The following is a 24,590-nucleotide window of genomic DNA, read 5'->3' on the forward strand; positions in this document are numbered from 1 at the left end:
CACGCGCTGCGGGATCAGCAATGGCAGGTGACATAATGCCCCGCCTTAGAGGGCCGCCGCCTGTTTGCGCAATTCGAACTTCTGGATTTTCCCGGTGGAGGTTTTTGGCAGTTCGCCAAAGACCACGCGCTTGGGCGTCTTGAACCCGGCAAGGCGCGCGCGGGCGAAGGCGATCAGCGCCTCTTCGCTGGCCTCCGCCCCCGGTTTCAGCTCGACAAAGGCGCAAGGCACCTCGCCCCATTTCTCATCCGGCTGCGCCACCACGGCCGCGAGGTTGACCGCCTCGTGGCCCATCAACACGCCCTCGACCTCGACGCTCGAAATATTCTCTCCGCCCGAGATGATGATGTCCTTGGCGCGGTCGGCGATCTGGATGTAGCCGTCGGGATGCTGCACCGCGATGTCGCCGGAGTGGAAGTAGCCGCCTGCGAAGGCTTCTGCCGTGGCCTCGGGGTTCTTAAGGTAGCCTTTCATCACCGCATTGCCGCGGATCATGATCTCGCCCTGCGCCGCTCCGTCGCGCGCCGTTTGGGCCATCTCGGCGTCCATCACGGTGATCTCTTCCATCATCGGCATGGCGACACCTTGGCGCGCTTTGATCCCGGCGCGCTCAGGCTCGGGCAGCCCGTCCCATGCGCCTTGCCAGAGACATTCGGTGACATGGCCAAAGGTCTCGGTCAGCCCATAGACCTGCGTGACGTTGAACCCCAGCTTTTCGATCTTCGACAGGGTCGCGGGGGCCGGGGGCGCGCCCGCGGTGAAAACCTCGACCCGGTGATCGAAGGCGCGGCGGTCTTCTGCGTCCGCGTTGACCAGCATGTTCAGCACGATGGGCGCGCCGCCGAAATGGGTGACGCCGTGATCGGCGATGGCGTCATAGATCGCGGCGGCGGTGATGTCGCGGCAACAGACCAGCGTGCCGCCCAAAAGCGGCATCATCCAAGTGTGATTCCAGCCGTTGCAGTGAAACAGCGGCACGATCTGCATGAAGACCGGGCGCAGCACCATCTGCCAAGAGATCACCGTGCCCATGGTCATCAGGTAGGCGCCGCGGTGGTGATAGACCACGCCCTTGGGCCGCCCGGTGGTGCCGGAGGTGTAGTTGAGCGCGAGGCTCTCCCATTCATCTTCGGGCATGATCCAGTGAAAATTCGGATTGGCTTCGGCCAGAAGGTCTTCGTATTGCGGGTGCCGCCCGCTGGTAGGGAAACCGGCGGCAGGGTCGGGCACTTCGATGATCGCGGGGCAGGTGCCCTCCATCCGCGCGCAGGCGTCTTCGGCGAGCGGCAGGAACTCGGTATCGACCAAAAGCACCTTGGCGCCGCCGTGGTCGAGGATATAGGCCACCGTGTCGGGATCGAGGCGAATGTTGATGGTGTTGAGCACGGCCCCGCAGGCGGGCACGCCGAAATGCGCCTCGGCCTGCGCGGGCAAGTTGGGGATAAGGGTGGCGACCACATCGCCCGGGGTCACGCCGATCTCGGCCAGTAGCGCGGCGAGGCGGGTGCAGCGGTCATGGTACTGGGCATAGGTGACGCGATGCACGCCGTGGATCACTGCCGTCTGGTTCGGGAAAACCTCTGCGGCGCGGGCCAAATGCGACAAGGGCGTGAGCGGCACGAAATTCGCCGCGCATTTCTCAAGCCCGCTTTCATCCGTCATCCACCCCATGCGACCCCTCCCAAGGCATTGGTTGCGATTTGGGGTTGAGTATTGCTGCCCGGACGTGACTTTGAAAAGAGGTCAGGAGGGAAAAGGAGGGCAGATGCAGGACATAGCGGTAAAATCGGGGCTGGCGGCGCTTTGCGCGGTAAGCGGTATGGCGGCTTTGGGGCTGACGGACAATTTCGTCCCCTTCATCACCGAGCGCGGGTCGCTCTGGCAGTTTCACTTCCTGCGCGGGCTTATGGCGGTGGCGATCCTGATGGTGCTCGCGGCCTTGGGTTTCGGCATTTTGCGCCCGCGGCGGTTCTGGGCCGTGGCCGGGCGCAGCCTGTTTCAGGCCGGGGCGATGTTGATCTATTTCGGCTGTCTGGCTTTTCTGCCCATCGGGGTGGTGGTGGCCGGGCTGTTCACCTCGCCGCTTTTCGTGCTGATGATCTCGGCCCTGTTTCAGGGCAAACGCGTCGGCCCGTGGCGGTGGGGGGCCGTGGCCGTGGGCTTTGCCGGGGCCTTGATGGTGATCCGCCCGGACCCGAGCGATCTTGACCCCGTGGCCTTCCTCCCGCTGCTGGCCGGGGCGCTCTATGCCATCGGTGCCGTGGCGACGCGGGCGTGGTGCGAGGGGGAGAGCACGATGGTGATGACCGCAGGCTTCTTCGGCATGTTGGCTGTTATGGGCGGCATCGGTGTCTTGGTCCTGCCGGGGGCGGAGGTGGCGGGGGCCGAAGGTTTCGTCAGCCGCACATGGGGCCCGCTCGACGGCGCGATGTGGTTCTGGATCGCGGTGCAGGCGGTGGGCTCGCTCATCGGCATCGGCTTTCTGGTGCGCGGCTACCAACTGGGAGAGGCCGGGCATGTGGCGATTTTCGAGTACTCGCTGCTGATCTTCGCCAGTTTCTGGGCCTATATCCTTTGGGATCAAGAGGTGCCGCCCTTGGGATTCGCGGGCATGGCGTTGATCGCACTGGCCGGGGCGGTGATCGCCCTACGCAGCGATGAGCCTTCGACCCTGCGCGCGCCGGAGGCGGTGGAGTGATCATCAGTCGCGGTCGGCGTTACGTCTTCGTTCATATCCCCAAGACCGGGGGCACCTCACTAGCGCTGGCGCTTGAAGATCGCGCGATGAAAGACGATGTGATGCTGGGCGATACGCCGAAAGCGCGCAAGCGGCGGCGGCGGGTGCAGGGCGCGCAGGCGGCGGGGCGGCTGTGGAAGCACTCGACACTGGCGGACATCGATGGGCTGGTGCGCGCTGAGGAATTGGACGATCTGTTCTGCTTCACGCTGGTGCGCAACCCGTGGGATCGGGTGGCGAGCTACTATCGCTGGCTGCGGGGGCAGGGGTTCGATCATCCGGCGGTGGCTTTGGCGAAGGCGACGGATTTCGCCGGGTTCCTGCGGCATCCGCAGACGCAAGCCAGTCTGCGCGCATGGCCTGCGCGGCGGTATATGCAGGATGCGGCGGGGCGGGAGCGTTGCGATCTTTATATTCGGCTGGAGCATTTTGCGCAGGATGCGGCGCCATTGTTTGAGCATCTTGGGTTTGAATTGGACTTGCCGCGGGTGAATGCCTCGGAGGGGCAGGCGGCCTATACGCCCGAGTTGCGCGATTTGGTGTCGGAGATCTGCGCCGAGGACATCGCGCGGTTCGGTTACGTTTACCAAGAGCACTAGGGCCAGCGCCTGCCCGTGGGTTGGCGACCCGCGCAGTGTTGTTGCCACTTTATGGTTCAACCGTGATGTGCCCTCGCGGGGTCACGCTCAGCCTCACCAAATCGCCTACCCGGGGGACGGGCAGGCAATGGCCCGGCGCCTGCGGCTTGATTCCGGGCCGGGTGGCAGCAGGAGCGTCAAATAAAAAGGGGCGCCGAAGCGCCCCTCTCCCCCTCACGCCGCTTTGGCGTCCGGGTTGAACCGTCCGTAGAAACTCTGGTTCTTCTGCGCCATATCGCGCAGCAGATCCGGGCAGGCAAAGCGCTCACCGTATTTCTCGGTCAACTCGTCACAACGCTCCGCCGCATAAGGCGCGCCGATCATGTCGAGCCAGCTCAGCGGACCGCCGGACCAGGGCGCGAAACCCCAGCCGAGGATCGCGCCAACGTCGCCCTCGCGGATGTCCATCAAGACACCTTCCTCCAGCGCGCGCACGGCTTCCAGCGTCTGCGAGAACAGCAAGCGGTGCTGCACCTCGATCAACTCGGGCTGCTCGTCGGCCACGGGGTACTTGTCCCCCATGCCCTGCCACAGACCCTCGCGCTTGCCCTTGGCGTCGTAGCTGTAGAAACCGGCGTTGGCCTTGCGGCCCAGACGGCCTTCTTCCTCCATCCAGAACACCAGCGGGTCGATGTCGTCGTTCGGATAGGCATCGCCCATCGCCGCCTTGGTCGCCCGGGCGATCTTCGCGCCCAGATCGATCGAGGTCTCGTCCATCAGCTGCAGCGGGCCCAAGGGCATGCCGACCAGCTTGGCCGCATTCTCGATCAGCGCCGGCTCGACACCCTCCTGCACCATGCGCACACCCTCGTTGATATAGGGAATGATGCAGCGGTTGGCATAGAAGAAGCGCGCGTCATTGACCACGATCGGGGTCTTGCGGATCTGGCGCACGTAGTCGAGCGCTTTCGCCACGGCCCGGTCACCGGTCTCTTGGCCCTTGATGATCTCCACCAGCAGCATCTTCTCGACGGGCGAGAAGAAGTGGATGCCGATGAACTGCTCATCGCGGCTCGACGCTTTGGCCAGATCGGTGATCGGCAAGGTCGAGGTGTTGGAGGCAAAGATGCAATCTTCGGGGATCACGGCTTCGACCTTCTGGGTCATCTCGGCCTTCACCTTCGGGTCCTCGAAGACCGCTTCGATGATCAGGTCGCAGCCTTTCAGCGCCTCCAGATCGGTGGTGGCGGTGATCAGATCGAGCACCTTGGCCTTCTTCTCGGGCGTGGCTTTCTTACGGGCGATGCCCTTGTCGAAATAGCCCTCGGTATAGGCCTTGCCGCGGTCCGCGGCCTCCTGCGTCTGGTCGATCAGCACCACCTCGATCCCGGCCTGCGCCGAGACCAGCGTGATGCCGGCACCCATCATGCCCGCGCCCAGAACGCCCAGCTTCTTCACGCGCTGGTCCAGCACGCCTTCGGGCCGCACGGCGCCTTTCTCCAGCGCTTCCTTGTTGAGGAAGAGCGAGCGGATCATGTTGCCCGACGACGGATTCATCAGCACGTTGGTGAACCAGCGCGCCTCGACCTTCAGTGCGGTGTCGAAAGGCACGAGCGCGCCTTCGTAAACCGCCGACAAGAGCGCCTTGGCCGCCGGATAGACGCCCTGGGTCTTGCCGTTGACCATGGCGTTGGCGCCGACGAAGGTCATGAAGCCCGCCGGGTGGTAAGGCGCGCCGCCGGGCATCTTGTAGCCCTTGGCATCCCACGGCTTGACCAGATCGGCGTCCTTGGCGTTCAGCACCCAGTCGCGGGCTGCGGCCATCGGGTCTTCGCTGACCTCGTCGATGATCCCGGCCTTCTGCGCGGCGGCGGGAGCAACCATCTTGCCTTCCAGAAGGAAGGGCGAGGCCGCCATGGCGCCGAGCTTGCGCACCATTCGCGTGGTGCCGCCCGCACCCGGGAAGATGCCCACGAGGATCTCCGGCAGGCCGATGCGCGCCTTGGGGTTGTCGGCGGCAAAGGTGCGATGCGTGGCCAGTGGCAGTTCCAGCCCGATGCCCGCGGCGGTGCCGGGGATCACGCAGGCCACGGGCTTGCCGCCCTTGTTGGTCTTGGGGTCCATGCCCGCGCGCTCGATCTTGCGCAGCAGGGCGTGCATCTGCATCGTGCCCTCGAAAAGCCCCTTGGCCGGATCGTCGCCTGCGTCTTCCTTCATCTTCGCCAGCAGGTTCAGGTCCATGCCCCCGGCAAAGGAGCCTTCCTTGCCGGAGGTGATGACGATGCCTTTGACGGCTTCATCGGCCAGCGCGTCGTCGATATGCTTTTCCAGATCGCGCAGGCCGTCGAAGGACATGACGTTCATGCTCTTGCCCGGCACGTCCCAGGTGATGGTGGCGATGCCCTCGGCATCCTTGTTCATGGTGAAATCGGTCATTCTTTTGCTCCCTTCGCGGCTCACACGCGCTCGATGATGGTGGCGGCACCCATGCCGGACGCGATGCAGAGCGTGGCCAGCCCCACTTCCTTGTCGGCGCGCTCCATCTCATCAAGCAGGATGCCGATGATCATGGCACCGGTGGCGCCCAGGGGGTGCCCCATGGCGATGCCGCCGCCGTTCACGTTGACCTTGCTGTCATCCACGTCGAAGGCCTGCATGAAGCGCAGCACCACGGCGGCGAAGGCCTCATTGACCTCGAACAGATCGATGTCGCCGATGGTCATGCCGTTGTCCTTGAGGATTTTCTCGGTCACCGGCACCGGGCCGGTCAGCATGATGGTGGGATCGGTGCCGATCTTGGCGGTGGCGCGGATGCGGGCGCGGGGCTTCAGCCCATGCTGCTCGCCAAACTCCTTGTTACCGATCAGCACGGCGGCGGCGCCGTCGACGATGCCCGACGAGTTGCCCGCGTGGTGGATGTGGTTGATCCGCTCAAGATGCGGGTATTTCATCAGCGCGACCTTGTCGAAGCCGGGCATGACCTCGCCCATCTGCTGAAAGGCGGGGTTCAAGCCGCCAAGGCTCTGCATATCGGTCTGCGGGCGCATGTATTCGTCGCGGTCGAGGATCGCGAGGCCGTTCTGGTCACGCACGGTGATGACGGACTTGTCGAAGCGGCCCTCTTCCCAGGCCCGCGCGGCGCGCTGCTGGGACTGCATGGCCAGTTGGTCGGCCTCGTCGCGCGAAAAGCCGAACTCGGTGGCGATGATGTCCGCCGAGATGCCTTGGGGCACGAAGTATTTCTCCATCGCCAGCGTCGGGTCCACGGCGATGGCCGCCCCATCGCTGCCCATGGCCACGCGGCCCATCATCTCGACACCACCGGCGATATAGCCGTTGCCCGCGCCGCCTTTGACTTGGTTCGCGGCGAGGTTCACCGCTTCCATGCCCGACGCGCAGAAACGGTTGATGGCCAGACCCGGGATGCGCTCATCAAGGTCCGAGGCCAGCACCGCCGAGCGGGCCAGGCAGCCGCCCTGTTCCATCACCTGGGTGACGTTGCCCCAGATCACGTCCTCGACGGCATGGCCTTCGAGGTTGTTGCGCTCCTTCACGGCGTTCAGGGTCTGGGCGGAAAGCCGCAGCGAGGTCACCTCGTGCAGGGCGCCGTCCTTGCGGCCCTTGCCGCGCGGGGTGCGCAGGGCGTCGTAGATGTAAACGTCTTGGGTCATGTCATGTCCTCCGGGTCAGGCGCGGTCAGCAGGGCTGCCGGGCATCAAATCATAGGGGGCTTTCCAGCCCGGTGTTTCGCTCAGACGCGTAAGCCACGCGTCGATATGGGGCCAGTCGCTGCGGTCGAAACCGAAAGGCTCGGGGTAATAAAGATACCCGCAGCAGCTGAGGTCCGCGTTGGTGATGTCGTCGCCCACGATCCAGGCGCGGCCGTCGAGATGGTCGTTCAGCACGCTATAGGCCGCCTTGAGCCGGCCTTGATTAAAGGCGATGACCTCGGCGGGCCGTTTGTCTTCGGGCAGGAAGTTCATCAGAAAACGGGTCATCCCGGCAACGGAGCTAAGCTTGTGGTTGTCCCATAGCACCCACCGCAGGATTTCGCGCCGTTCCGTCGCGTCGCGGCCGCCGAATTTGCCCGTCTTTTCCGCGACGTAATCCTGAATCACGCCCGATTGGGTAAGCCGCAGATCGCCGTCGATCATCACCGGCGCCTCGCCCATGTTGTTGATCTGCGCGCGGTAGTCGGGCTGGCGCGTCTGGCCACCGAAGAAGTCCACCTTCACCGGCTCCCAGTCGAGCCCGGACAATTCGAGCGCAAGCGCCGCCTTGTAGGCGTTGCCCGATTCGCCAAAGCAATAAAGCTGTATGGTCACCTGTCATTCCTCCTCTTCTTTCGGCGCCCGCTGAAATGTCGGAAGGTATTTGTGAAAGGATGAAGGGGGCAGGGGGCGCCTTATCTTCATCCTTTTTCAAATACCTCTGCGCCGGAGTTTCAACCCGCGCACGGCTAGAGGTTGCGCGCGATCAGTTCCTTCATGATCTCATTGGTGCCGCCGTAAATGCGCTGCACCCGCGCATCGGCCCACATTTCGCCCACGGCATATTCCTGCATGAAGCCGTAGCCGCCGTGCATCTGCAAGCAGACATCCAGCACCTCGCCTTGAGTGTCGGTGAGCCAGTATTTCTGCATTGCCGCCTTATCGACGCTGAGCTCGCCGCGCAGGTGTTCCGCGATACATTCGTCGAGGAAGGCGCGGGCCACCGCGGTCTTGGTTTTGACCTCGGCGAGTTGGAAGCGGGTGTTCTGGAACTGGGTCAGCGGGCCGCCGAAAGCCTCGCGTTCCTTGCAGTATTGTACCGTGCGCGCCACTGCGCCTTCCATGGCGCCCACCGCGCCGCAGCCGATGATCAAGCGTTCCTGCGGCAGTTGCTGCATCATCTGGTAGAAGCCCTGGCCCTCGTCTTGGCCGAGGATGTTCTCAGGCGGGATCTCGACATTGTCGAAGAAGAGCTCGGAAGTGTCGGCGGCATGCAGGCCGATCTTGTCGAGGTTGCGGCCGCGCTGGAAACCTTCGGCCTTGTCGGTTTCCACGACGACGAGGCTGACGCCCTTGGAGCCTTCCTTGGGGTCGGTCTTGGCCGCCACGATGATCAGGTTGGCGTGCTGGCCGTTGGTGATGAAGGTTTTCTGACCCGACAGGCGGTAGGCATTGCCCTCGCGGATCGCCTTGGTCTTGATGCGCTGCACGTCCGAGCCGGTGGAGGGTTCGGTCATCGCCAGCGCGCCGACCAACTCGCCCGAGACCATCTTGGGCAGCCAGCGTTTTTTCTGGTCCTCGGTGCCATAGGCGAGGATGTAATGCGCCACGATGCCGGAGTGGATGCCGTGACCCCAGGAGGCGAGGTTGGCGCGGGAGCCTTCGATGAGGATCGCGGCCTCATGGCCGAAGTCGCCACCAGCGCCGCCGTATTCTTCGGGCACCGAGGGGCAGAGCAGGCCGAGCTCTCCGGCCTGTGCCCATGTGTCGCGGTCCATCTGGCCCTGTTTGCGCCATTTCTCGAAATGCGGCGCCCATTCGGTGTTGATGAACTGCGCCGTCATGTCGGCGATCATCTGGTGTTCTTCGGTCATCCAGCTGGATGTTTTGGTCTGCATCTTCTGGCCCCCTCCCCAAGGGTTCAGCGTTTGCGGGCGTCCAGTTCGGCGTTGAACAGGCGCAGCCGCGCGATCAGGTTTTCCTCGTTCATGACCGAGTTGAAATTCTCGAACAGGAACGACAGCGCTTCCCCCTCATCAAGACCTGCGTCGGTGCTGAACTTCTTTAGCCTGCGGTAGCCCTCCTCGGTCATGGCGACGGGGAAGCGGCGGGTCAGGCGGAAGCGTTTGGGCATGGTCTCTCCGGGTGTTGGGCAGGGTGGGGGGCTTGCCCCCACCCCCCGTTTTAGAAGTTTGCGGCCTCCAGCGCCATGACCGTATCCGCGCCCGATTGGATGCGGGTCAGGTGCAAGGCCGTGGCGGGCAGTTGGCGCGCCATATAGTAGCGGCCGGTGGCCAGCTTGGTCTCGTAGAAGGTGGCGTCGCCGCTGCCGTTCTTCAATGCTTCTTTCGCCGCCAGACCCATCTTGGCCCACATCAGGCCAAGGCAGACATGACCGAACATATGCATGAAGTCATTGGACCCGGCGAGCGCGTTGTTGGGGTTCTTCATGCCGTTCTGCATGAAGTACATGCCCGCCGATTGCAGGTCCTTGCTGGCCGCCTTCAGGGGCTCAAGAAATGCCGCGTCGAATTCGGCGTCTTGGCCCGCGTTGTCCTTGATGAAGCCCTTTACGAGGTCGAAGAAGGCCATGACGTGCTTGCCGCCGTCCTGCGCCAGTTTGCGGCCCACGAGGTCAAGCGCCTGCACGCCATTGGCGCCTTCGTAGATCTGTGCGATGCGGGCGTCACGGGTGAATTGGGACATGCCCCATTCCTCGATATAGCCGTGGCCGCCGTAGACCTGCTGCGCCTTCACGGTCATGTCGTAGCCTTGGTCCGTGAGGAAGCCCTTGATGACCGGGGTGAGCAGCGAGACGAGGCCATCGGCGTCCTTATCCTCGGCGCGGTGCGCCGCGTCGATCATCGTGGCCCCCCAGAGGATGAAGGCACGGGCGGCTTCGACAAAGCTTTTCTGGTCCATCAGCGAACGGCGGATGTCGGGGTGCACGATCAGCGGGTCGGCGGGCTTTTCGGGGGCGACGGCACCGGTGACGGCACGACCTTGCAGGCGGTCCTTGGCGTATTCCAGCGCGTTTTGATAGGCCACTTCGGCCTGTGCCAGACCCTGCATGCCGACGCCGACGCGGGCTTCGTTCATCATAGTGAACATGGCGCGCATGCCCTTGTGTTCGGTCCCCAGCAGATAGCCGGTGGCGCCGTCGTAGTTCATCACGCAGGTCGAGTTGCCGTGGATGCCCATTTTCTCTTCGATGGAGCCGACGGAGACGCCGTTACGCTCCCCCAAGGAGCCGTCTTCGTTCACCATGAACTTCGGCACGATGAAGAGCGATACGCCCTTGATGCCCTCGGGGCCGCCTTCGATCTTGGCCAGCACCAGATGGATGATGTTGTCGGCCATGTCATGCTCGCCTGAGGAGATGAAGATCTTCTGGCCGGAGATTTTATAGCTGCCGTCGTCCTGCGGGGCGGCTTTGGTGCGCATCAGGCCCAGATCGGTGCCGCAATGCGGCTCGGTCAGGTTCATGGTGCCGGTCCATTCGCACGAGACCATCTTGGGCAGGTAGGTGTCTTTCTGCGCGTCGGTGCCATGGGCGAGGATCGCGGAGGCCGCGCCGTGGGTCAGACCTTGATACATGGTGAAAGCTTGGTTCGCGGCGGAGAACATCTCGCCCACGGCGGTGCCGAGGACGTAGGGCATGTTCTGCCCGCCATAGGCTTCGGGCATGTCGAGGCCGGCCCAGCCGCCTTCTTTCACCTTTTCAAAGGCTTCCTTGAAACCTTTGGGCGTGTAGACGACGCCGTTTTCCAAACGGCAGCCTTCCTTGTCGCCCACGACGTTCAGCGGGGCGAGCACTTCGGAGGTGAGCTTGCCCGCCTCTTCGAGGATGGCGGAGGTGAAATCGGGCTCCAGCTCATCATAGCCGGGGGTCTTGCTTTCGGTCACCTTCAGCACGTCGTGCAGAACGAATTGCAGGTCTTTGGTGGGGGCTGTGTAACTGGGCATCTTTGCTCTCCGGGTCGTCTTTTTATGGATGTGAGGGGCGGCGTCGCCGGGGTTATTCGGCGGCGCGGCGGGGTTGGTTCATGGAGGCGATCATCTTTTCCCCCCATTTCAACTGGTCCTTGAGGTCTTCGATGGCCTCGTTCAGCTCTTCGCGGCGCGACTCGAGGTCGGCCAGACGGGCGCGGGCGATCTCATAGGCGGCAGCGATCTGCGTCTGCTGCTGGTCGCCCATATGATAAAGGTCGAGCAGCTGGCGGATTTCTTCGAGGCTGAAGCCAAAGCGCTTGCCACGCAGGATCAGCTTGAGCCGGGCGCGATCGCTTTTGGTGAATAGGCGTTTCTGGCCCTCGCGCAATGGGAAGAGCAGCTCTTTCGCTTCGTAGAACCGCAGGGTGCGGGGGGTCACTTCGAAAGCGTCGCACATCTGGCGAATGGTCAGCGTGTCGGCGGTCATCTCATCACTCTCCAATCGTCGTTTCATGACTTCAGTTGGGGGCTGGCATTTCTGATACAATGGGAGTTGACGTTGACGTAAGTGATACGTTGCGTCACTTTATGCGCAGTGTAATTTCCTTTAGGTTTGAAAGGATGATGGGCGTGCGCCGCCGCCATGGCGCTGGGCAGCAAAACGGGTGGGAGATGGCAAACCTCGAACAAAGCGGGCCGAAGACGCTGGACGGATTGGTTCACTGCGCGCAGAACGCCACCTCCGCGGCGCGGCTTCTGGCCTGCGGTCTTGCCTATTATCAAGGTCTTGGAATTGATCTGGTCAGCTATCACGGGGACAGCCCCGGCGCGCCTGCGATCCTCTATCAGTTCGACAGCAGTGGGACAGATGGACCGCAGTGGCATTCGCAGTTTCTGGACATAGAGAAGCTGCGCGCAAGCCCGGTGGAGGCGCTGGCCCGGCAACAGGTGATGCCGATTTACTGGTCGGATGTGGCCCGCACGGCGCGGCTTACCTCTGCGGAAGGCCTCTATATGAAAGGATTGATGCGGCGCTACCCGAATGACGGCATTTCGCTTAGGGTGCATGGCCCGGGCAGGGATTCCGCCGTGGTAGGACTGGGGTTTGCCGCCAAACAGGCGCGTCTGTCGCCGGAGGCGTTGTACAAACTTCTCAGCGCCGCCCAGATCGCGCATCTGCGCTATTGCGTCTTGGCCGAAAGCCAATCGCCGCGGGATTTCGGCCTGTCCCCGCGCGAGGTCGAGGTGTTGGAGTGGATCGCAACCGGCAAGAGCAATGGGGTCATTGCCGAGATACTTGGGATTTCGCCTCATACGGTCGATACGATCGTGCGGCGGATTTTCTCCAAGCTTGAGGTGAATGACCGCACGACCGCGGCCATTCGCGGGCTGGGGGCGGGGCTGCTGCGCCGCCCGAAAGAGGGCGCGCCCTAGGGCAAGGTTGACCTCGCGTCGCTGTCGCGTGACTGCGTGACATGACCCCACGTCGTGGGGGCTGTAGGTGCGGGCGCTCGACCTAAAGAGGCACCAGGCATGTCAGAAAAACAAGAGCAGACAGGTAGCGGGGCTAAAAACGGTTCCGTGGCAGAAACGCGCGCGCGCGTGGTTGCAGAGCTGAAAGGCGCGTCCGAGACCATCGAAAACGGCGCATTCGATCTGGCCGGAGACGCGAGCGCGGATGTGGTGTCCGATCTCATCCGCATCACGGCGGATTTGCAGATGCTTATCGGGCAGTTGGCGCAGCGCAACAGCCGCTGAGCCCGCCGCTCAGCCAGCCGCTCAGCCCTTGTCCGAGGCGATGGCCGCGGCGGTGTCGTCGCGCAGCTTTTGCAATTCCGCCATGGCTTCGTCCAACTGGCGGCGCTGCTCGGCCAGTTCTTCCAACTGCCCATCGGCCATGGTGACCCAAGTGCGCATCTGCGCCTCGGTCCCCTCTTTTTCGTAGATCAACAGCCACTGGCGGATGTCCTCCAACGCGAAGCCAAACTTGCGGCCGCGCAGGATCAGCTTCATCCGCGCCCGTTCGCGTGGGCCATAGAAACGCGAGCGCCCCTCGCGGTGCGGTTGCAGCAATTCGATATACTCGTAATAGCGCAACGTGCGTGGCGTCACGTCAAAAGCCGCGCACATCTCTTTGAATGTCAGGCGTTCATCGTCCAAAGCATCTTCTCCCTTCCGGCAAACTATGGTCACGCGCGGGGATGCGCAACAGGCGGTCTTGCCCTTTGGCTATCTCGCCCTGATAAAGGACAAAACCAGAGGCAGAGGGTTGGGTTGCATGTCCGACAAATTAAAGCTGGCGCGACAGTTCATTCAGGCGCTGCCCCATTCCTTGGCTCTGGGGATGGAGTTGCAGGAGTTGGGCGATGGCTCTGCCGTGATCACCATGCCCTATGACGACAAGTTGATCGGTGACCCGCAGACCGGGGTGATCAGCGGCGGGGCGGTCTCGGCGCTGATGGACACCTGTTGCGGCGCTGCGGTGATGAGCCACCCCAGCAACCCGGCGGCCACTGCCACGATGGACCTGCGGATCGAATATCTGCGTGCCGCCACACCGGGGCAGACGATCATCACCCGCGCGACCTGCTATCACGTCACCCGTTCGGTGGCCTTCGTGCGGGCCACGACGACGGATGAGGACGCCGACAACCTTGTCGCCACGGCAACCGGCACTTTCACCGTGGAGGGGCACACATGACCACACGTCGCAAGCCGGAGCCAGTTCAGGTCATCAAACAACGCCGCGACGGGGTGCTGCGCGCCATGGTCGAAGGCGTGCCCTATATCCGTTTTCTGGGCATCGAGTTCGAGCGCCGTGGCGATGAGCTAACCGGCATCATGCCGTTTTCCGAGCAACTGATCGGCAACCCGATCCTGCCCGCCCTGCATGGCGGGGCCACGGCGGCCTTTCTTGAGGCGACCGCGATCATCACCCTCAGCTGGGGGCTGATCTGGGAAGATATGGAAAGCGGCGCGCTCGATCTGGACAATCTGGATGCCGACCACTTGCCGCGGCTGCCCAAGACGATCGATTTCACCGTGGATTACCTGCGGTCGGGCCTGCCGCGCGATGCCTATGCGCGGGCGCGTATCAACCGCTCGGGGCGGCGCTATGCCAGCGTCCATGTCGAGGCATGGCAGGACAACCGCAGCCGTATTTTCGCGCAGGCCACGGGCCATTTCCTGATGCCGCAACGGCGTGGCTGAGCCGCAATCAGAGACAGAGCCGCTGACCGAGGCAGAGGTGCGCGCGGTTGAGCGTGGTACGCTGGCGGCGCGGGATGTGGTGACCCACCGCCGTGTGCTCAAGATCGCGGTTCCCATTGTCATCTCCAACGCCACCGTGCCGATCCTCGGCGCGGTCGACACCGGGGTGGTGGGGCAGATGGGCGCCGCCGCCCCCATCGGCGCGGTGGGGCTGGGGGCGATCATCCTCTCGGCGCTTTACTGGATTTTCGGCTTTCTGCGGATGGGTACCGTGGGGCTGACCGCGCAGGCGGCGGGCAATGGCGAAGAGGGCGAGGTCGCCGCGCTGCTGACGCGCGGGCTTTTGATCGGCGCGGGGGCGGGGCTGGCCTTGATGGCGCTGCAATGGCCGCTTTTCTGGGCCTCGTTCCAGATCGCCCCCGGATCGCCCGAGGTCGAGGGGCTGGCGCGGCAATATATGGCGATCCGCATCTGGTCTGCCCCCGCCGCGATCTCGATCTATGCGATCACCGGCTGGCTCATCGCGCAGGAGCGCAGCCGCGCCGTGCTGGTGTTGCAGGTCTGGATGAACGGGCTGAATATCCTGCTGGACCTGTGGTTTGTGCTGGGCCTCGGTTGGGGTGTCGAAGGCGTCGCCATCGCCACCTTCCTTGCAGAGTGGAGCGGGGCGGCCTTGGGCCTGTGGTTCTGCCGCGCGGCTTTCGCAGGGGTGGCGTGGCGCGATTGGGCGCAGGTCTTTGACGGGCCTCGCTGGACGCGCATGATGCAGGTGAACACCGATATCCTGATCCGCTCGCTTTTGTTGCAGGCGATCTTTGTCTCCTTCCTCTTCATGGGGTCGGGCTTGGGCGATGTGACCTTGGCGGCCAATCAGGTGCTGCTGCAATTCCTGATGATCACCTCCTACGGGCTGGACGGTTTCGCCTTCGCCGCCGAGGCGATCATTGGCCGGGCCTACGGCGCGGGGCAGCGCGATGTGCTGCGGCGCGGGGCGGTGCTGACCTCCGCTTGGGCGCTGTTGGTCAGCCTGCTGTTGGCGGTGGTCTTTGCCGTCAGCGGTGGCGCGATTATCGACCTGATGGCCAAGGCCCCGCAGGTGCAAGAGCTCGCCCGGGTCTATCTGCCCTATATGGTCGCGGCGCCGCTGCTGGGCTGTGCGGCCTATATGTTCGACGGTATTTTCATCGGCGCCACGCGGTCGCGCGACATGCGCAATATGATGCTTGTGTCGTTTCTGATCTATGCCGTGACCGCGCTGGCATTGGTGCCAAGCCTGGGCAATCACGGGCTTTGGATATCGCTTCTGGTGTCCTTCGTGGTGCGCGGCATCACCTTGGCGCTGCGCTATCCGGCGTTGGAGCGCGCGGCGGGCTAGAGCAGCGCCTGCACCGCTTCGGGCGGGCGGCCGATCACTGCGCGGCCAGTGCTAAAGGCGATGGGGCGCTCGATCAGGATCGGATGGGCGGCCATGGCGTCGATCAGAGCCTCTTCGGGGCTGTCCTTGGTCAGGCCCAACTCTTTGAACAGCGTCTCGCCTGTCCGCATCATCTTGATCGCAGGCAGGCCAAGGGCGTCGCGGGCGGCGATGATCTCATCCCGTGTCGGCGCGTCTTCGAGGTAGCGGCGGAGTGTTACTTCCACCCCCGCCGCTTCGATCAGCGCCAGCGTCTGCCGCGATTTCGAACAGCGCGGGTTATGCCATAGGGTGATCATAGCCAGTCCTCGCGTTTGCTGCCCACGGCCTCGGCCACGCTGGCAAAACCGTCGCGAGCCAAGAGCGCATCCAGCCCGGTGGTGATCTCTCGCACCAGTCCGAGGCCGCCGAAGACCAGCGCGGTGTAAAGTTGCAGGGCAGAGGCCCCGGCGCAGATCTTGGCATAGGCGGTCTGCGCGTCCGACACCCCGCCGACGCCGATCAGCGGAATATCCGTCAGCCCCGCCAGCCGCGCCAAGACGCGGGTCGAGCGTTCGAACAGCGGCGCACCGGACAGACCACCCGCTTCGCCCGCATGGGCGCTGGCAAGGCCAGTCCGGTCAAGCGTGGTATTGGTCGCGATGATGGCAGCAACGCCCGAATTTTGGGCAACCTCGGCGACATCCTCAATCTCGGATTCGCTAAGATCGGGGGCGATTTTCAGGAAAACCGGCGTGGCGCCGCGCACATCCATCACCCCTTCGAGCAGGGCCGACAGCGCCGCCTTGCCCTGAAGGTCGCGCAGCTTTTCGGTATTGGGGGACGAGACATTGACCGTCGCGAAATCGACGTGGTTGCGTGCGGCGGTCATCACGCGGGCAAAGTCGGCAGCACGGTCCTTGCTGGTCTTGTTCGCGCCGAGGTTCAACCCCACCGGCACACCCGTGCCACGGCGTGAAAGCCGGGCGCAGATCGCCTCCATCCCCTCGTTGTTAAAGCCGAAGCGGTTGATTGCGGCGCGGTCTTCGGTCAGGCGAAACAGGCGCGGGCGCGGATTGCCGGGCTGGGGCAGGGGCGTGGCGGCCCCCACTTCGACAAAGCCAAACCCGGCGCGGGAGAGGGGGGCGATTGCAGTGGCGTTCTTGTCAAACCCCGCCGCCAACCCGACAGGGTTCGGCAGGTCCAGCCCGGCAAGCGTGGTGTGCAGCCGCGCCGAAGTCTGCGGCCCCGGCGCGGGCGCAAGCCCCGCCCGCAGCGCGCGGATCGCCAGACTATGGGCCGCTTCGGGATCGACCCGGTGCAGCGCCTGCAGGCCCAGCTTTTCCAAGAGCGGCGTCATTTGCTGGCCTCGCCCAATCCTGCGGGGAATTCATGCACGCCATCCACCAGCGGCAGGGGCTGCGCCCAGACCACGTCTTCGATTTTGAGCGGGCGGTAGAGATGGGGAAAAAGCGCACCGCCGCGCGAGGGTTCCCATTTCAGCGCATCGCCCAGAGCGTCGGCCTCAAGCGCGAGCAGGAAGAGACCGTCCTCCCCCTTGAAATGTTTGGCAGCGGTTTCCGCCGCCTGTTCGGCGGTGGAGAAATGCACATAGCCATCGGTGACATCGATCGGCGCCCCGTCCGAGACCCCGTTCTTGCGCAGCGCAGCCCATTCGTCTGCGCGGAATATCTTGAAAATCAGCATGGCTTCTGATGCCCGCCGGGCGGGGCGGGGTCAAGACCCGCGGGTGACCATAGGGCAGGTCATATGACCTTTGACACGGGCCAAACCCCGCGCCACGATACCGGCATAACAAGCAACAGGGGAACTATCATGAAACGATTCCTGACCGCGACCGCTGCGCTGGCTTTGACCAGCGGCATGGCGGCGGCCGAGTATAATCTGACCATTCTGCATACCAATGATTTCCATGACCGGTTCGAGCCGATCAGCAAATATGACGGCCCCTGCAGCGCCGAGGATAACGCCGAGGGAAAATGCTTTGGCGGCGTCGCGCGCATGGTCACCGCAATCGAAGCCGCACGCGAACGCGCGGGCGAGAACCACCTGCTGCTGGATGCAGGCGACTGGTTCCAAGGCTCGCTTTTCTACACGCGCTACAAGGGCGACATGGCGGCCGAGTTCATGTCAAAGCTCGACTATGACGTGATGGCCGTGGGCAACCACGAGTTTGACGACGGCCCCGAGGGGCTGGCCGATTTCGTGGCACAGGTCGATTTCCCGGTGCTCTCGGCCAATATCGACGTGAGCGGTGTCGAGGGGCTGGAGGGCGAGATCGGCAAATCCACCGTGGTTGAGGTTGGTGGAGAGCGTATCGGCATCGTTTCCGTCCTTGCCGAAGATACGCCCGAAACCTCCTCGCCCGGGGCGGAGGTGATCTTCTCCCCCGCAGCGGATGCGGCGCAGGCCGAGATCGACGCGCTGACCGAGGACGGGGTTAACAAGATCATCCTGCTCACACATGTGGGGCTTGCCGCCGACAAGCGGCTGGCCGAGGAGTTGACCGGCGTCGACCTGATCGTCGGCGGCCATTCCCACACGCTTCTGAGCAACAGCGAGGAACGGGCCGAGGGCGCTTATCCGACCATGGTCAACGACGTGCCGATCGTGCAGGCCTATGCCTACAGCAAGTATCTGGGCGAGGTGAATGTCACCTTCGATGATGCGGGCGAGGTGACCTCGATCTCAGGCGATCCGATCCTGCTTGACGCTTCTGTCGAAGAGGATCAGGCCACGGTTGATCTGGTTGCCGAACGCGCCGCCCCGCTGGAGGAGTTGCGCCAGAAGGTCGTGGCCGAGACTTCGGAGACCATCGAAGGCAGCCGTGATGTCTGCCGCGCGCAGGAATGCGCAATGGGCAACCTTGTCTCCGACGCCATGCTGGACCGGGTGAAGGATCAAGGTATCGACGTGGCGATCTCCAACGCGGGCGGCCTGCGCGCCTCGATCGACGCAGGCGAGGTGACCATGGGCGAAGTGCTGACCGTGCTGCCGTTCCAGAACACGCTCTCGACCTTCCAGATCAGCGGTGCGACTTTGATCGAGGCGCTGGAGAACGGTGTCAGCCAATTGGAAGACGGCGCGGGCCGCTTCCCGCAGGTGGCGGGCATGTCCTACACCTTTGATCCCAAGGCCGAGCCCGGCAGCCGCATCAGCGATGTGATGGTGGGTGACGAACCGATTGATCCCGAAAAGACCTATGGCGCCGTGTCCAACAACTATGTCCGCAATGGCGGCGACGGCTATGCGATGTTCAAGGACGCCGAGAATGCCTATGACTTCGGCCCCGATCTGGCGGATGTGACGGCGGAGTATCTGGCGAAGAACGGCAGCTACAAGCCCTACACCGATGGCCGCATCAAGATGAAGTAAGGGTCTCGGGCCTTAGCGAGAGGGCGCGTCCAGCGGGGCGCGCCCTTTTTGTTTACGAGTAGCCGGGCCTACGCCCTTGTTTCCGGGCTGTTGCCTAAGCTGCGCGTCCCCCCCCCCCCGCAAGCCAGCCCCTTGCACCTCTCCCGCCAAGGGATACACATGCGGTAACCAAACAGGAGACCGCTATGCTCACCCCCTTCCACCTTGCCTATAACGTCCGCGACCTTGATGAGACCCGCGCCTTCTACGGATATGTGCTGGGCTGCACCGAAGGCCGTTCGACCGAAACTTGGGTCGATTATTCCTTCTTCGGCCACCAGATCTCCATGCATCTGGGCGAGCCTTTCAAGACAGAGGCCACCGGCAAGGTCGGTGAGCATATGGTGCCGATGCCGCATCTGGGCGTCGTCCTGCGGATGGAGGATTGGAAGGCGCTGGCGGAGCGGCTGAAGGGCGCAGAGGTCGACTTCGTGATCGAACCCTCGCTGCGTTTCGAAGGGGAGCCGGGCGAGCAAGCGACCATGTTCTTCCGCGACCCGTCGGGCAATCCGATCGAGGTCAAGGGTTTCGCCGATATGGACCGCGTTTTTGCCCAATAAGGTCAAGCGCTGAAACGACAAAGCCCCGCTGTCGCAAGCGGGGCTTTGAAGGGCTGAAACCGGTGCGGGCTCAGTCGAAGCTGATCGCCCCTTCGAAAGCAGGCTCTTCCAAAGTCTGCCCGCTGAAACGCGTCGGGGTCTGTGCGGTGATGTCGAGCGTGTAGCTGCCGTTCACGGGGATCGGCCCGCTGGTCCATGCCTCGTCCTCGCCGGTGATCGTATGACTGCCGGTGGCGTTGTTGGTAAAGACCACCTGATCGCCCGGCTGCACATGGGACAGCGATGGGAAGTAGGCGCCGTCGACGATCAGCACGTTGCGGCTTTCGGCCATGGCGCCAGCGGCGCAGAGGCTCAGGGCAAGGGCCAGAGCGCCGGTGCTTTTGCGGTATGAACTTAGCATCATCTGCTCCTTTGGAACGCCCGATGCGGGCGGGTTAGCCGGTTTCTTACAAGGTAAATGCGGCATAACTTGGGCCAGCCTTGCGCGGCTCACCCCGCCGTCGCAGGCTCCGCCTGTTGGGCCAGCCAGCCGCGGAATGACGCAAGCGCCGCCGTCTCATCGCGGTCGTCGGGCCAGACGAGGTAGTAGTTCCCGATGCTTTGCGTGGTCGGTGAAGCGGCCAGCACCAATTGCCCGTCGCGCAGGTAGGGGCGGGCGAAGAAGGTCGGCAGCAGCGCCACCCCCAGCCCGTGAATGGCCGCCTGCGCCATGGTCGAGAATTGGTCGAACATCATGCCGCCGGGCGGCTCATCCGTCACGCCGAGCGAGGACAGCCAGCGCGCCCATCCGCGCGGGCGGGTCTCCAGATGAAGCAGCGGCAGATGGCGCACGTCGCGTGCATCCTCCAAGGGTGCGGGCAGCAGATCGGGCGCGCAGACCGCCACCACCGTTTCCGGCAAAAGCGGCAGGTAGCGCACGCCGAGCCAATCTTCATGACCGAAATGAATGGCGGCGTCGAATCGGCTGCCCGCAAAGGCGAAGGGCCGCAGCCGAGTCGATAGGTTCACCGTCACCTCCGGGTGGTCACGCGCGAAATCGCGCAGGCGCGGGGCCAGCCAATGCATCCCGAAGGCAGGCAGGATCGCCAGATTAAGCGTGCCCCCCGTAGGGTTCGTCCGGGCCGAGACCGAGGCCTGCGCCAGCCGGTTCAGGATGTCGCGCACCTGCGTTACATAATCCAACCCGGCCTGCGTCGGGGTCAGACGGCGGCCCTGCCGGATCATCAGCGTCACGCCCAGCTGTTCCTCCAGCGTCTTGATCTGACGGCTCACCGCGCTCTGCGTGAGGTTCAATTCCTGCGCCGCCGCCGTGGCGGTGCCCAGCCGCACGACCGCCTCAAAAGACAGCAGAGCCGAGATCGAAGGCAGGAAGCGGCGCGGCGCGATCATATGACTTTTTCTCATGAACTCAGGACAAAGCAGCGATAGAGTTCGCGCCGCCGATTTGCAATACTGCCGCAAATCACATCACCCGAAAGGATGCATCATGACCGCTGACGCCCCCAAGCTGCGCGCCAAGGACAAACCCGATCTTGGTACCTTCGATTGGCAGGATCCCTTCCGCCTCGACAGCCAATTGACCGAAGACGAGCGCATGATCCGCGATTCCGCCCGCGCCTATGCGCAGGAAAAGCTGCAACCGCGTGTTATCGAAGCCTTTGCCGAGGAAAAGACCGACCCCGAGATCTTCCGCGAGATGGGCGAGATGGGCCTTCTCGGCGTCACCATCCCCGAGGAATACGGCGGTCTCGGCGGCAGCTATGTGTCCTACGGTCTCGTCGCGCGTGAGGTTGAGCGTGTCGACAGCGGCTACCGCTCGATGATGTCGGTTCAGGCGAGCCTCGTCATGTACCCCATCTATGCCTATGGCTCCGAAGAGCAGCGCCAGAAGTACCTGCCCAAGCTCTGCTCGGGCGAATGGATCGGCTGCTTTGGCCTGACCGAGCCCGATGCGGGTTCCGACCCCGCGGGCATGAAGACCCGCGCCGTGAAGACCGACACGGGCTACAAGCTGACCGGCTCCAAGATGTGGATCTCGAACTCCCCCATCGCCGATGTCTTTGTGGTCTGGGCCAAGTCCGAGGCGCATGACGGCAAAATCCGCGGCTTCGTGCTGGAAAAAGGCATGAAGGGTCTGAGCGCGCCCAAGGTCGGCAACAAGCTCAGCTTGCGCGCCTCGATCACCGGTGAGATCGTGATGGACGGTGTTGAAGTCGGCGAAAATGCGCTGCTGCCGAATGTGCAGGGTCTGAAAGGCCCCTTCGGCTGCCTCAACCGCGCCCGCTACGGCATTTCTTGGGGCGCGATGGGTGCCGCCGAGTTCTGCTGGCACGCCGCGCTGCAATACGGGCTGGACCGCAAGCAGTTCAACAAGCCGCTGGCGCAAACGCAGCTGTTCCAGAAGAAACTCGCGGACATGATGACCGAAATCTCGCTCGGCCTTCAGGGCTCGCTGCAAGTGGGCCGTCTGATGGATGCCGCCAACGCCGCGCCCGAGATGATCTCTATCGTCAAGCGCAACAACTGCGGCAAGGCGCTCGACGTGGCGCGCATGTCGCGTGACATGCACGGCGGCAACGGCATCTCGGGCGAATTCCAAGTGATCCGCCACATGATGAACCTTGAGACGGTGAACACCTATGAGGGCACCCATGACGTGCACGCGCTGATCCTGGGCCGCGCCCAGACCGGCCTGCAGGCGTTCTTCTAAACACCGGCATCGGGGGAACCTCCCCCAGCCATCCAAAATACTTATGGCCAGAAAGAGGGGCGGCGCCTTTCTTTCTGGCCGACATGCTTTCGCCGAGGGCGATTAATTTCTATTTCAAGAGGCCCCATGGACCGCGTTGCCATCGTTCATGAGAACTTCCTCCGTCGCGTTGCGGCGGGGGATTTTCCCGATTCCACCCATTCCGAAAAGGCGCTGGAGCGCGACCAGTTGGAGCAGCTCTACCGCGCGCAGGTGCTGAGCCGGGCGCTCGACCTGCAAAGCCGCGTCATGCAGAAGGAGGGGCAGGGGTTCTACACCATCGGTTCCTCCGGCCACGAGGGGATGGCAGCGGTGGCGGCGGCGCTGCGCGTCGATGACATCGCTTTCCTGCATTACCGCGATGCGGCCTTCCAGATCGCCCGGGCCGATCAGGCGGGCGGGCAGGACATGATGCGCGACATGCTGCTTAGTTTTGCCTGTTCGGCGGAGGATCCGACCAGCGGCGGGCGGCACAAGGTCTTGGGCTCGCGCCCACTGATGATCCCGCCGCAGACCTCGACCATCGCCAGCCATCTGCCCAAGGCGGTGGGGGCGGCGCATTCCATCGGCATGGCGCGGCGGCACCGGCCCGAGCACGCGATCCTGCCGCGCGACGGCATCGCCATGTGCAGTTTCGGCGACGCCTCGGCCAATCACTCCACCGCGCAGGGCGCGATCAACGCCGCCTGCTGGACCGCCGTGCAGGGCGTGCCGCTGCCGCTGCTGTTTGTCTGTGAGGACAACGGCATCGGCATCTCGACCAAGACGCCGACGGGCTGGATCAAGGCGTCGATGTCTGCCCGACCGGGGCTGAAGTATTTCGAGGGCGACGGGCTTGATCTTCACGCGGCCTATGCGGCGGCGAAGGAGGCGGCGGATTACGTGCGCGTGCACCGTAAGCCGGCTTTCCTGCACCTGCGCACGGTGCGGCTCTATGGCCATGCCGGGGCGGATGTGGCGACCTCCTATCTGCCCCGCGCCGAGGTGGAGGCGGATGAGGCCAACGATCCGCTGCTGCATTCCGCGCGGCTGCTGGTGGAGGCTGGGGCGTCTGCCGAGGAAGCGCTGGCGATTTACCGCGATACGCAAGAGGCGGTCGCGAAGGCGGCTGACGAGGTGGTGAAACGCCCCCGGCTGAAGGCGGCGTCGGACGTCATGGCGAGCCTCGTGCCGCCCAAGCGCGACTGCGCGCCCAGCAACGGGCCGAGCGCCGAGGCGCGGGCCGAGACCTTTGGCAGCGACATGGGGCAGATGGATAACCCCCAGCCCATGTCGCGGCTGATCAACTGGGCGCTGCACGACCTGATGCTGTCCCATCCCGAGACCATGCTGATGGGCGAGGACGTGGGCCGCAAGGGTGGGGTCTACGGCGTCACGCAGAAGTTGCAGAACCGTTTCGGCCCGGGGCGGGTGATCGACACGCTGCTGGACGAGCAGAGCATTCTGGGCCTTGCCATCGGGATGGCGCACAATGGTTTCGTGCCGATGCCGGAGATCCAGTTCCTCGCCTATCTGCACAATGCCGAGGACCAGCTGCGCGGCGAGGCGGCGACTTTGCCCTTCTTCTCGGACGGGCAGTGGAGCAACCCGATGGTGCTGCGCATCGCGGGGCTGGGCTATCAGAAAGGGTTCGGCGGGCATTTCCATAACGACAATTCGCTGGCCGTGCTGCGCGACATTCCCGGCATTATCATCGCCTGCCCCTCGGCGGGGGACGACGCGGCGATGATGCTGCGGGAGGCGCACCGTTTGGCGCGGGAGGAGCAGCGCGTTGTGGTCTTTGTCGAGCCCATCGCGCTCTACCCAATGCGCGATTTGATGGAGGCCGGGGATGGCGGCTGGATGCGCAGCTATCCGGCGCCGGACCGGCGGATCGGACTGGGCGAGGTCGGCGTCACGGGCGAGGGCGCGGATCTGGCGATCGTGAGCTATGGCAACGGGCATTATCTGAGCCAGCAGGCGGCGCGGGATTTGGCAGAGGCGGGCGTCGATGTGCGGGTGATCGACCTGCGTTGGTTGGCCCCCATGCCGGAGCAGGCGCTGATTGCGGCCATCGGGGATCGGCCTGTGCTGATCGTCGACGAATGCCGCCGCACTGGCGGGCAGGCGGAGGCGCTGATGGCGCTGATGGCCGAGCGCGGTGTGAAGCGTTTCGCGCGGCTGACGGCGGAGGACAGTTTCATCGCAACGGGTCCGGCCTATGCGGCGACGCTGCCCTCACGCGAGGGGATCGTCGCGGCGGCGCGGAAGCTGTTGGGGTAGCTGAGGGCCAGCGCCGACCCGGG

Annotated in this window: 25 protein-coding genes; 11 read left to right on the forward strand and 14 right to left on the reverse strand. The window is 64.0% G+C overall.

Annotation, left to right across the window (positions count from 1 at the left end; translation table 11 throughout):
* Nucleotides 1-45 precede the first annotated feature (45 nt).
* Nucleotides 46-1,671: an AMP-binding protein gene (locus HKX24_RS04685; RefSeq protein WP_271693109.1), complete on the reverse strand. Its 1,626-nt coding sequence runs from the start codon at nt 1,669-1,671 to the stop codon at nt 46-48.
* A 94-nt stretch (nt 1,672-1,765) separates the two neighbouring features.
* On the opposite strand from HKX24_RS04685, the gene HKX24_RS04690 reads away from it, so the two are divergent.
* A complete protein-coding gene (locus tag HKX24_RS04690) occupies nt 1,766-2,698 on the forward strand; it encodes a DMT family transporter (RefSeq protein WP_271693110.1) in 933 nt (310 codons plus the stop codon).
* The gene (locus HKX24_RS04695) at nt 2,695-3,336 is read left to right on the forward strand and encodes a sulfotransferase family 2 domain-containing protein (protein WP_271693112.1); all 642 of its coding nucleotides are present in this window, start codon (nt 2,695-2,697) and stop codon (nt 3,334-3,336) included. The genes HKX24_RS04690 and HKX24_RS04695 overlap by 4 nt, the downstream gene beginning before the upstream one ends.
* A gap of 213 nt (nt 3,337-3,549) precedes the next feature.
* Here the strand turns inward: HKX24_RS04695 and HKX24_RS04700 are convergent, their stop codons facing one another.
* The 7 genes from HKX24_RS04700 to HKX24_RS04730 form a co-directional block, all read right to left on the reverse strand.
* The gene (locus HKX24_RS04700) at nt 3,550-5,751 is read right to left on the reverse strand and encodes a 3-hydroxyacyl-CoA dehydrogenase NAD-binding domain-containing protein (RefSeq protein WP_271693113.1); all 2,202 of its coding nucleotides are present in this window, start codon (nt 5,749-5,751) and stop codon (nt 3,550-3,552) included.
* Between the two features lie 20 nt (nt 5,752-5,771).
* Complete coding sequence (locus HKX24_RS04705) at nt 5,772-6,986, reverse strand: acetyl-CoA C-acetyltransferase (protein ID WP_209218222.1); 1,215 nt, start codon at nt 6,984-6,986, stop codon at nt 5,772-5,774.
* A 15-nt stretch (nt 6,987-7,001) separates the two neighbouring features.
* Complete coding sequence (locus tag HKX24_RS04710) at nt 7,002-7,640, reverse strand: glutathione S-transferase family protein (protein ID WP_271693114.1); 639 nt, start codon at nt 7,638-7,640, stop codon at nt 7,002-7,004.
* A 134-nt stretch (nt 7,641-7,774) separates the two neighbouring features.
* Nucleotides 7,775-8,923, reverse strand: a complete 1,149-nt coding sequence (locus HKX24_RS04715; RefSeq protein WP_276153839.1) for an acyl-CoA dehydrogenase family protein — start codon at nt 8,921-8,923, stop codon at nt 7,775-7,777.
* Between the two features lie 23 nt (nt 8,924-8,946).
* Entirely contained in the window at nt 8,947-9,159 is a 213-nt protein-coding gene (locus HKX24_RS04720) for a hypothetical protein (RefSeq protein WP_067261198.1), read from the reverse strand.
* A gap of 50 nt (nt 9,160-9,209) precedes the next feature.
* Nucleotides 9,210-10,991 carry an acyl-CoA dehydrogenase C-terminal domain-containing protein gene (locus HKX24_RS04725; protein ID WP_271693116.1) on the reverse strand — a complete coding sequence of 594 codons (1,782 nt, stop codon included), beginning with the start codon at nt 10,989-10,991 and terminating at the stop codon, nt 9,210-9,212.
* A 52-nt stretch (nt 10,992-11,043) separates the two neighbouring features.
* A complete protein-coding gene (locus tag HKX24_RS04730) occupies nt 11,044-11,445 on the reverse strand; it encodes a MerR family DNA-binding transcriptional regulator (protein ID WP_067261195.1) in 402 nt (133 codons plus the stop codon).
* Between the two features lie 185 nt (nt 11,446-11,630).
* Here HKX24_RS04730 and HKX24_RS04735 point away from each other — a divergent pair, with 185 nt between their 5' ends.
* Nucleotides 11,631-12,392 carry a LuxR family transcriptional regulator gene (locus HKX24_RS04735; protein ID WP_271693117.1) on the forward strand — a complete coding sequence of 254 codons (762 nt, stop codon included), beginning with the start codon at nt 11,631-11,633 and terminating at the stop codon, nt 12,390-12,392.
* Nucleotides 12,393-12,539: 147 nt separating this feature from the next.
* Nucleotides 12,540-12,716 carry a hypothetical protein gene (locus HKX24_RS04740; protein ID WP_156505595.1) on the forward strand — a complete coding sequence of 59 codons (177 nt, stop codon included), beginning with the start codon at nt 12,540-12,542 and terminating at the stop codon, nt 12,714-12,716.
* Nucleotides 12,717-12,737: 21 nt separating this feature from the next.
* Here the strand turns inward: HKX24_RS04740 and HKX24_RS04745 are convergent, their stop codons facing one another.
* On the reverse strand, nt 12,738-13,118 hold the full coding sequence (locus HKX24_RS04745) for a MerR family DNA-binding transcriptional regulator (RefSeq protein WP_067261191.1): 381 nt from the start codon (nt 13,116-13,118) through the stop codon (nt 12,738-12,740).
* 118 nt (nt 13,119-13,236) lie between these two features.
* On the opposite strand from HKX24_RS04745, the gene HKX24_RS04750 reads away from it, so the two are divergent.
* From HKX24_RS04750 to HKX24_RS04760, 3 genes are read left to right on the forward strand one after another with little or no spacing between them, the layout of a single operon-like run.
* Nucleotides 13,237-13,659, forward strand: coding sequence for a PaaI family thioesterase (locus tag HKX24_RS04750; RefSeq protein ID WP_209218214.1), 423 nt, complete (start codon nt 13,237-13,239; stop codon nt 13,657-13,659).
* Nucleotides 13,656-14,168, forward strand: coding sequence for a PaaI family thioesterase (locus HKX24_RS04755; protein WP_209218213.1), 513 nt, complete (start codon nt 13,656-13,658; stop codon nt 14,166-14,168). Before HKX24_RS04750 ends, HKX24_RS04755 begins: the two co-directional genes overlap by 4 nt.
* Nucleotides 14,169-14,205: 37 nt before the next feature.
* Nucleotides 14,206-15,543, forward strand: a complete 1,338-nt coding sequence (locus tag HKX24_RS04760; RefSeq protein ID WP_271689992.1) for an MATE family efflux transporter — start codon at nt 14,206-14,208, stop codon at nt 15,541-15,543.
* Here the strand turns inward: HKX24_RS04760 and arsC are convergent.
* From arsC to HKX24_RS04775, 3 genes are read right to left on the reverse strand one after another with little or no spacing between them, the layout of a single operon-like run.
* Entirely contained in the window at nt 15,540-15,881 is a 342-nt protein-coding gene (gene arsC, locus HKX24_RS04765; RefSeq protein ID WP_271693118.1) for an arsenate reductase (glutaredoxin), read from the reverse strand. The two genes, HKX24_RS04760 and arsC, sit on opposite strands and share 4 nt — an antisense overlap.
* Nucleotides 15,878-16,921 (reverse strand): quinone-dependent dihydroorotate dehydrogenase, encoded by a 1,044-nt coding sequence (locus HKX24_RS04770; protein ID WP_271693119.1) that lies wholly within the window; start codon nt 16,919-16,921, stop codon nt 15,878-15,880. Before HKX24_RS04770 ends, arsC begins: the two co-directional genes overlap by 4 nt.
* Entirely contained in the window at nt 16,918-17,268 is a 351-nt protein-coding gene (locus HKX24_RS04775; protein ID WP_271693120.1) for a DUF952 domain-containing protein, read from the reverse strand. The genes HKX24_RS04770 and HKX24_RS04775 overlap by 4 nt, the downstream gene beginning before the upstream one ends.
* A gap of 129 nt (nt 17,269-17,397) precedes the next feature.
* On the opposite strand from HKX24_RS04775, the gene HKX24_RS04780 reads away from it, so the two are divergent.
* Nucleotides 17,398-18,957: a bifunctional metallophosphatase/5'-nucleotidase gene (locus HKX24_RS04780; RefSeq protein WP_271693121.1), complete on the forward strand. Its 1,560-nt coding sequence runs from the start codon at nt 17,398-17,400 to the stop codon at nt 18,955-18,957.
* A 185-nt stretch (nt 18,958-19,142) separates the two neighbouring features.
* Nucleotides 19,143-19,556 carry a VOC family protein gene (locus HKX24_RS04785; RefSeq protein ID WP_271693122.1) on the forward strand — a complete coding sequence of 138 codons (414 nt, stop codon included), beginning with the start codon at nt 19,143-19,145 and terminating at the stop codon, nt 19,554-19,556.
* A gap of 70 nt (nt 19,557-19,626) precedes the next feature.
* Here the strand turns inward: HKX24_RS04785 and HKX24_RS04790 are convergent, their stop codons facing one another.
* Both HKX24_RS04790 and HKX24_RS04795 read right to left on the reverse strand, forming a co-directional pair.
* Nucleotides 19,627-19,959, reverse strand: coding sequence for a hypothetical protein (locus HKX24_RS04790; RefSeq protein ID WP_271693123.1), 333 nt, complete (start codon nt 19,957-19,959; stop codon nt 19,627-19,629).
* Nucleotides 19,960-20,045: 86 nt separating this feature from the next.
* Nucleotides 20,046-20,945 (reverse strand): LysR substrate-binding domain-containing protein, encoded by a 900-nt coding sequence (locus tag HKX24_RS04795; RefSeq protein WP_271693124.1) that lies wholly within the window; start codon nt 20,943-20,945, stop codon nt 20,046-20,048.
* Between the two features lie 97 nt (nt 20,946-21,042).
* On the opposite strand from HKX24_RS04795, the gene HKX24_RS04800 reads away from it, so the two are divergent.
* Together HKX24_RS04800 and HKX24_RS04805 are read left to right on the forward strand one after the other, a co-directional pair.
* Nucleotides 21,043-22,266, forward strand: a complete 1,224-nt coding sequence (locus HKX24_RS04800; protein WP_271693125.1) for an acyl-CoA dehydrogenase — start codon at nt 21,043-21,045, stop codon at nt 22,264-22,266.
* Nucleotides 22,267-22,392: 126 nt separating this feature from the next.
* Nucleotides 22,393-24,567: a thiamine pyrophosphate-dependent enzyme gene (locus tag HKX24_RS04805; protein WP_271693126.1), complete on the forward strand. Its 2,175-nt coding sequence runs from the start codon at nt 22,393-22,395 to the stop codon at nt 24,565-24,567.
* The last annotated feature ends 23 nt before the right edge of the window (nt 24,568-24,590 follow it).

This window comes from Sulfitobacter sp. M85 (genome assembly GCF_029285915.1).
Lineage (GTDB): Bacteria > Pseudomonadota > Alphaproteobacteria > Rhodobacterales > Rhodobacteraceae > Sulfitobacter > Sulfitobacter faviae.

Coding starts and splice junctions, on each gene's coding strand:
- HKX24_RS04805 (WP_271693126.1), top strand. CDS start 22,393: ATGGACCGCGTTGCCATCGTTCATGAGAACTTCCTCCGTCGCGTTGCG.
- arsC (WP_271693118.1), bottom strand. CDS start 15,881: ATGATCACCCTATGGCATAACCCGCGCTGTTCGAAATCGCGGCAGACG.
- HKX24_RS04780 (WP_271693121.1), top strand. CDS start 17,398: ATGAAACGATTCCTGACCGCGACCGCTGCGCTGGCTTTGACCAGCGGC.
- HKX24_RS04795 (WP_271693124.1), bottom strand. CDS start 20,945: ATGATCGCGCCGCGCCGCTTCCTGCCTTCGATCTCGGCTCTGCTGTCT.
- HKX24_RS04725 (WP_271693116.1), bottom strand. CDS start 10,991: ATGCCCAGTTACACAGCCCCCACCAAAGACCTGCAATTCGTTCTGCAC.
- HKX24_RS04685 (WP_271693109.1), bottom strand. CDS start 1,671: ATGGGGTGGATGACGGATGAAAGCGGGCTTGAGAAATGCGCGGCGAAT.
- HKX24_RS04690 (WP_271693110.1), top strand. CDS start 1,766: ATGCAGGACATAGCGGTAAAATCGGGGCTGGCGGCGCTTTGCGCGGTA.
- HKX24_RS04800 (WP_271693125.1), top strand. CDS start 21,043: ATGACCGCTGACGCCCCCAAGCTGCGCGCCAAGGACAAACCCGATCTT.
- HKX24_RS04750 (WP_209218214.1), top strand. CDS start 13,237: ATGTCCGACAAATTAAAGCTGGCGCGACAGTTCATTCAGGCGCTGCCC.
- HKX24_RS04785 (WP_271693122.1), top strand. CDS start 19,143: ATGCTCACCCCCTTCCACCTTGCCTATAACGTCCGCGACCTTGATGAG.
- HKX24_RS04700 (WP_271693113.1), bottom strand. CDS start 5,751: ATGACCGATTTCACCATGAACAAGGATGCCGAGGGCATCGCCACCATC.
- HKX24_RS04715 (WP_276153839.1), bottom strand. CDS start 8,923: ATGCAGACCAAAACATCCAGCTGGATGACCGAAGAACACCAGATGATC.
- HKX24_RS04720 (WP_067261198.1), bottom strand. CDS start 9,159: ATGCCCAAACGCTTCCGCCTGACCCGCCGCTTCCCCGTCGCCATGACC.
- HKX24_RS04770 (WP_271693119.1), bottom strand. CDS start 16,921: ATGACGCCGCTCTTGGAAAAGCTGGGCCTGCAGGCGCTGCACCGGGTC.
- HKX24_RS04735 (WP_271693117.1), top strand. CDS start 11,631: ATGGCAAACCTCGAACAAAGCGGGCCGAAGACGCTGGACGGATTGGTT.
- HKX24_RS04730 (WP_067261195.1), bottom strand. CDS start 11,445: ATGACCGCCGACACGCTGACCATTCGCCAGATGTGCGACGCTTTCGAA.
- HKX24_RS04790 (WP_271693123.1), bottom strand. CDS start 19,959: ATGATGCTAAGTTCATACCGCAAAAGCACCGGCGCTCTGGCCCTTGCC.
- HKX24_RS04705 (WP_209218222.1), bottom strand. CDS start 6,986: ATGACCCAAGACGTTTACATCTACGACGCCCTGCGCACCCCGCGCGGC.
- HKX24_RS04775 (WP_271693120.1), bottom strand. CDS start 17,268: ATGCTGATTTTCAAGATATTCCGCGCAGACGAATGGGCTGCGCTGCGC.
- HKX24_RS04755 (WP_209218213.1), top strand. CDS start 13,656: ATGACCACACGTCGCAAGCCGGAGCCAGTTCAGGTCATCAAACAACGC.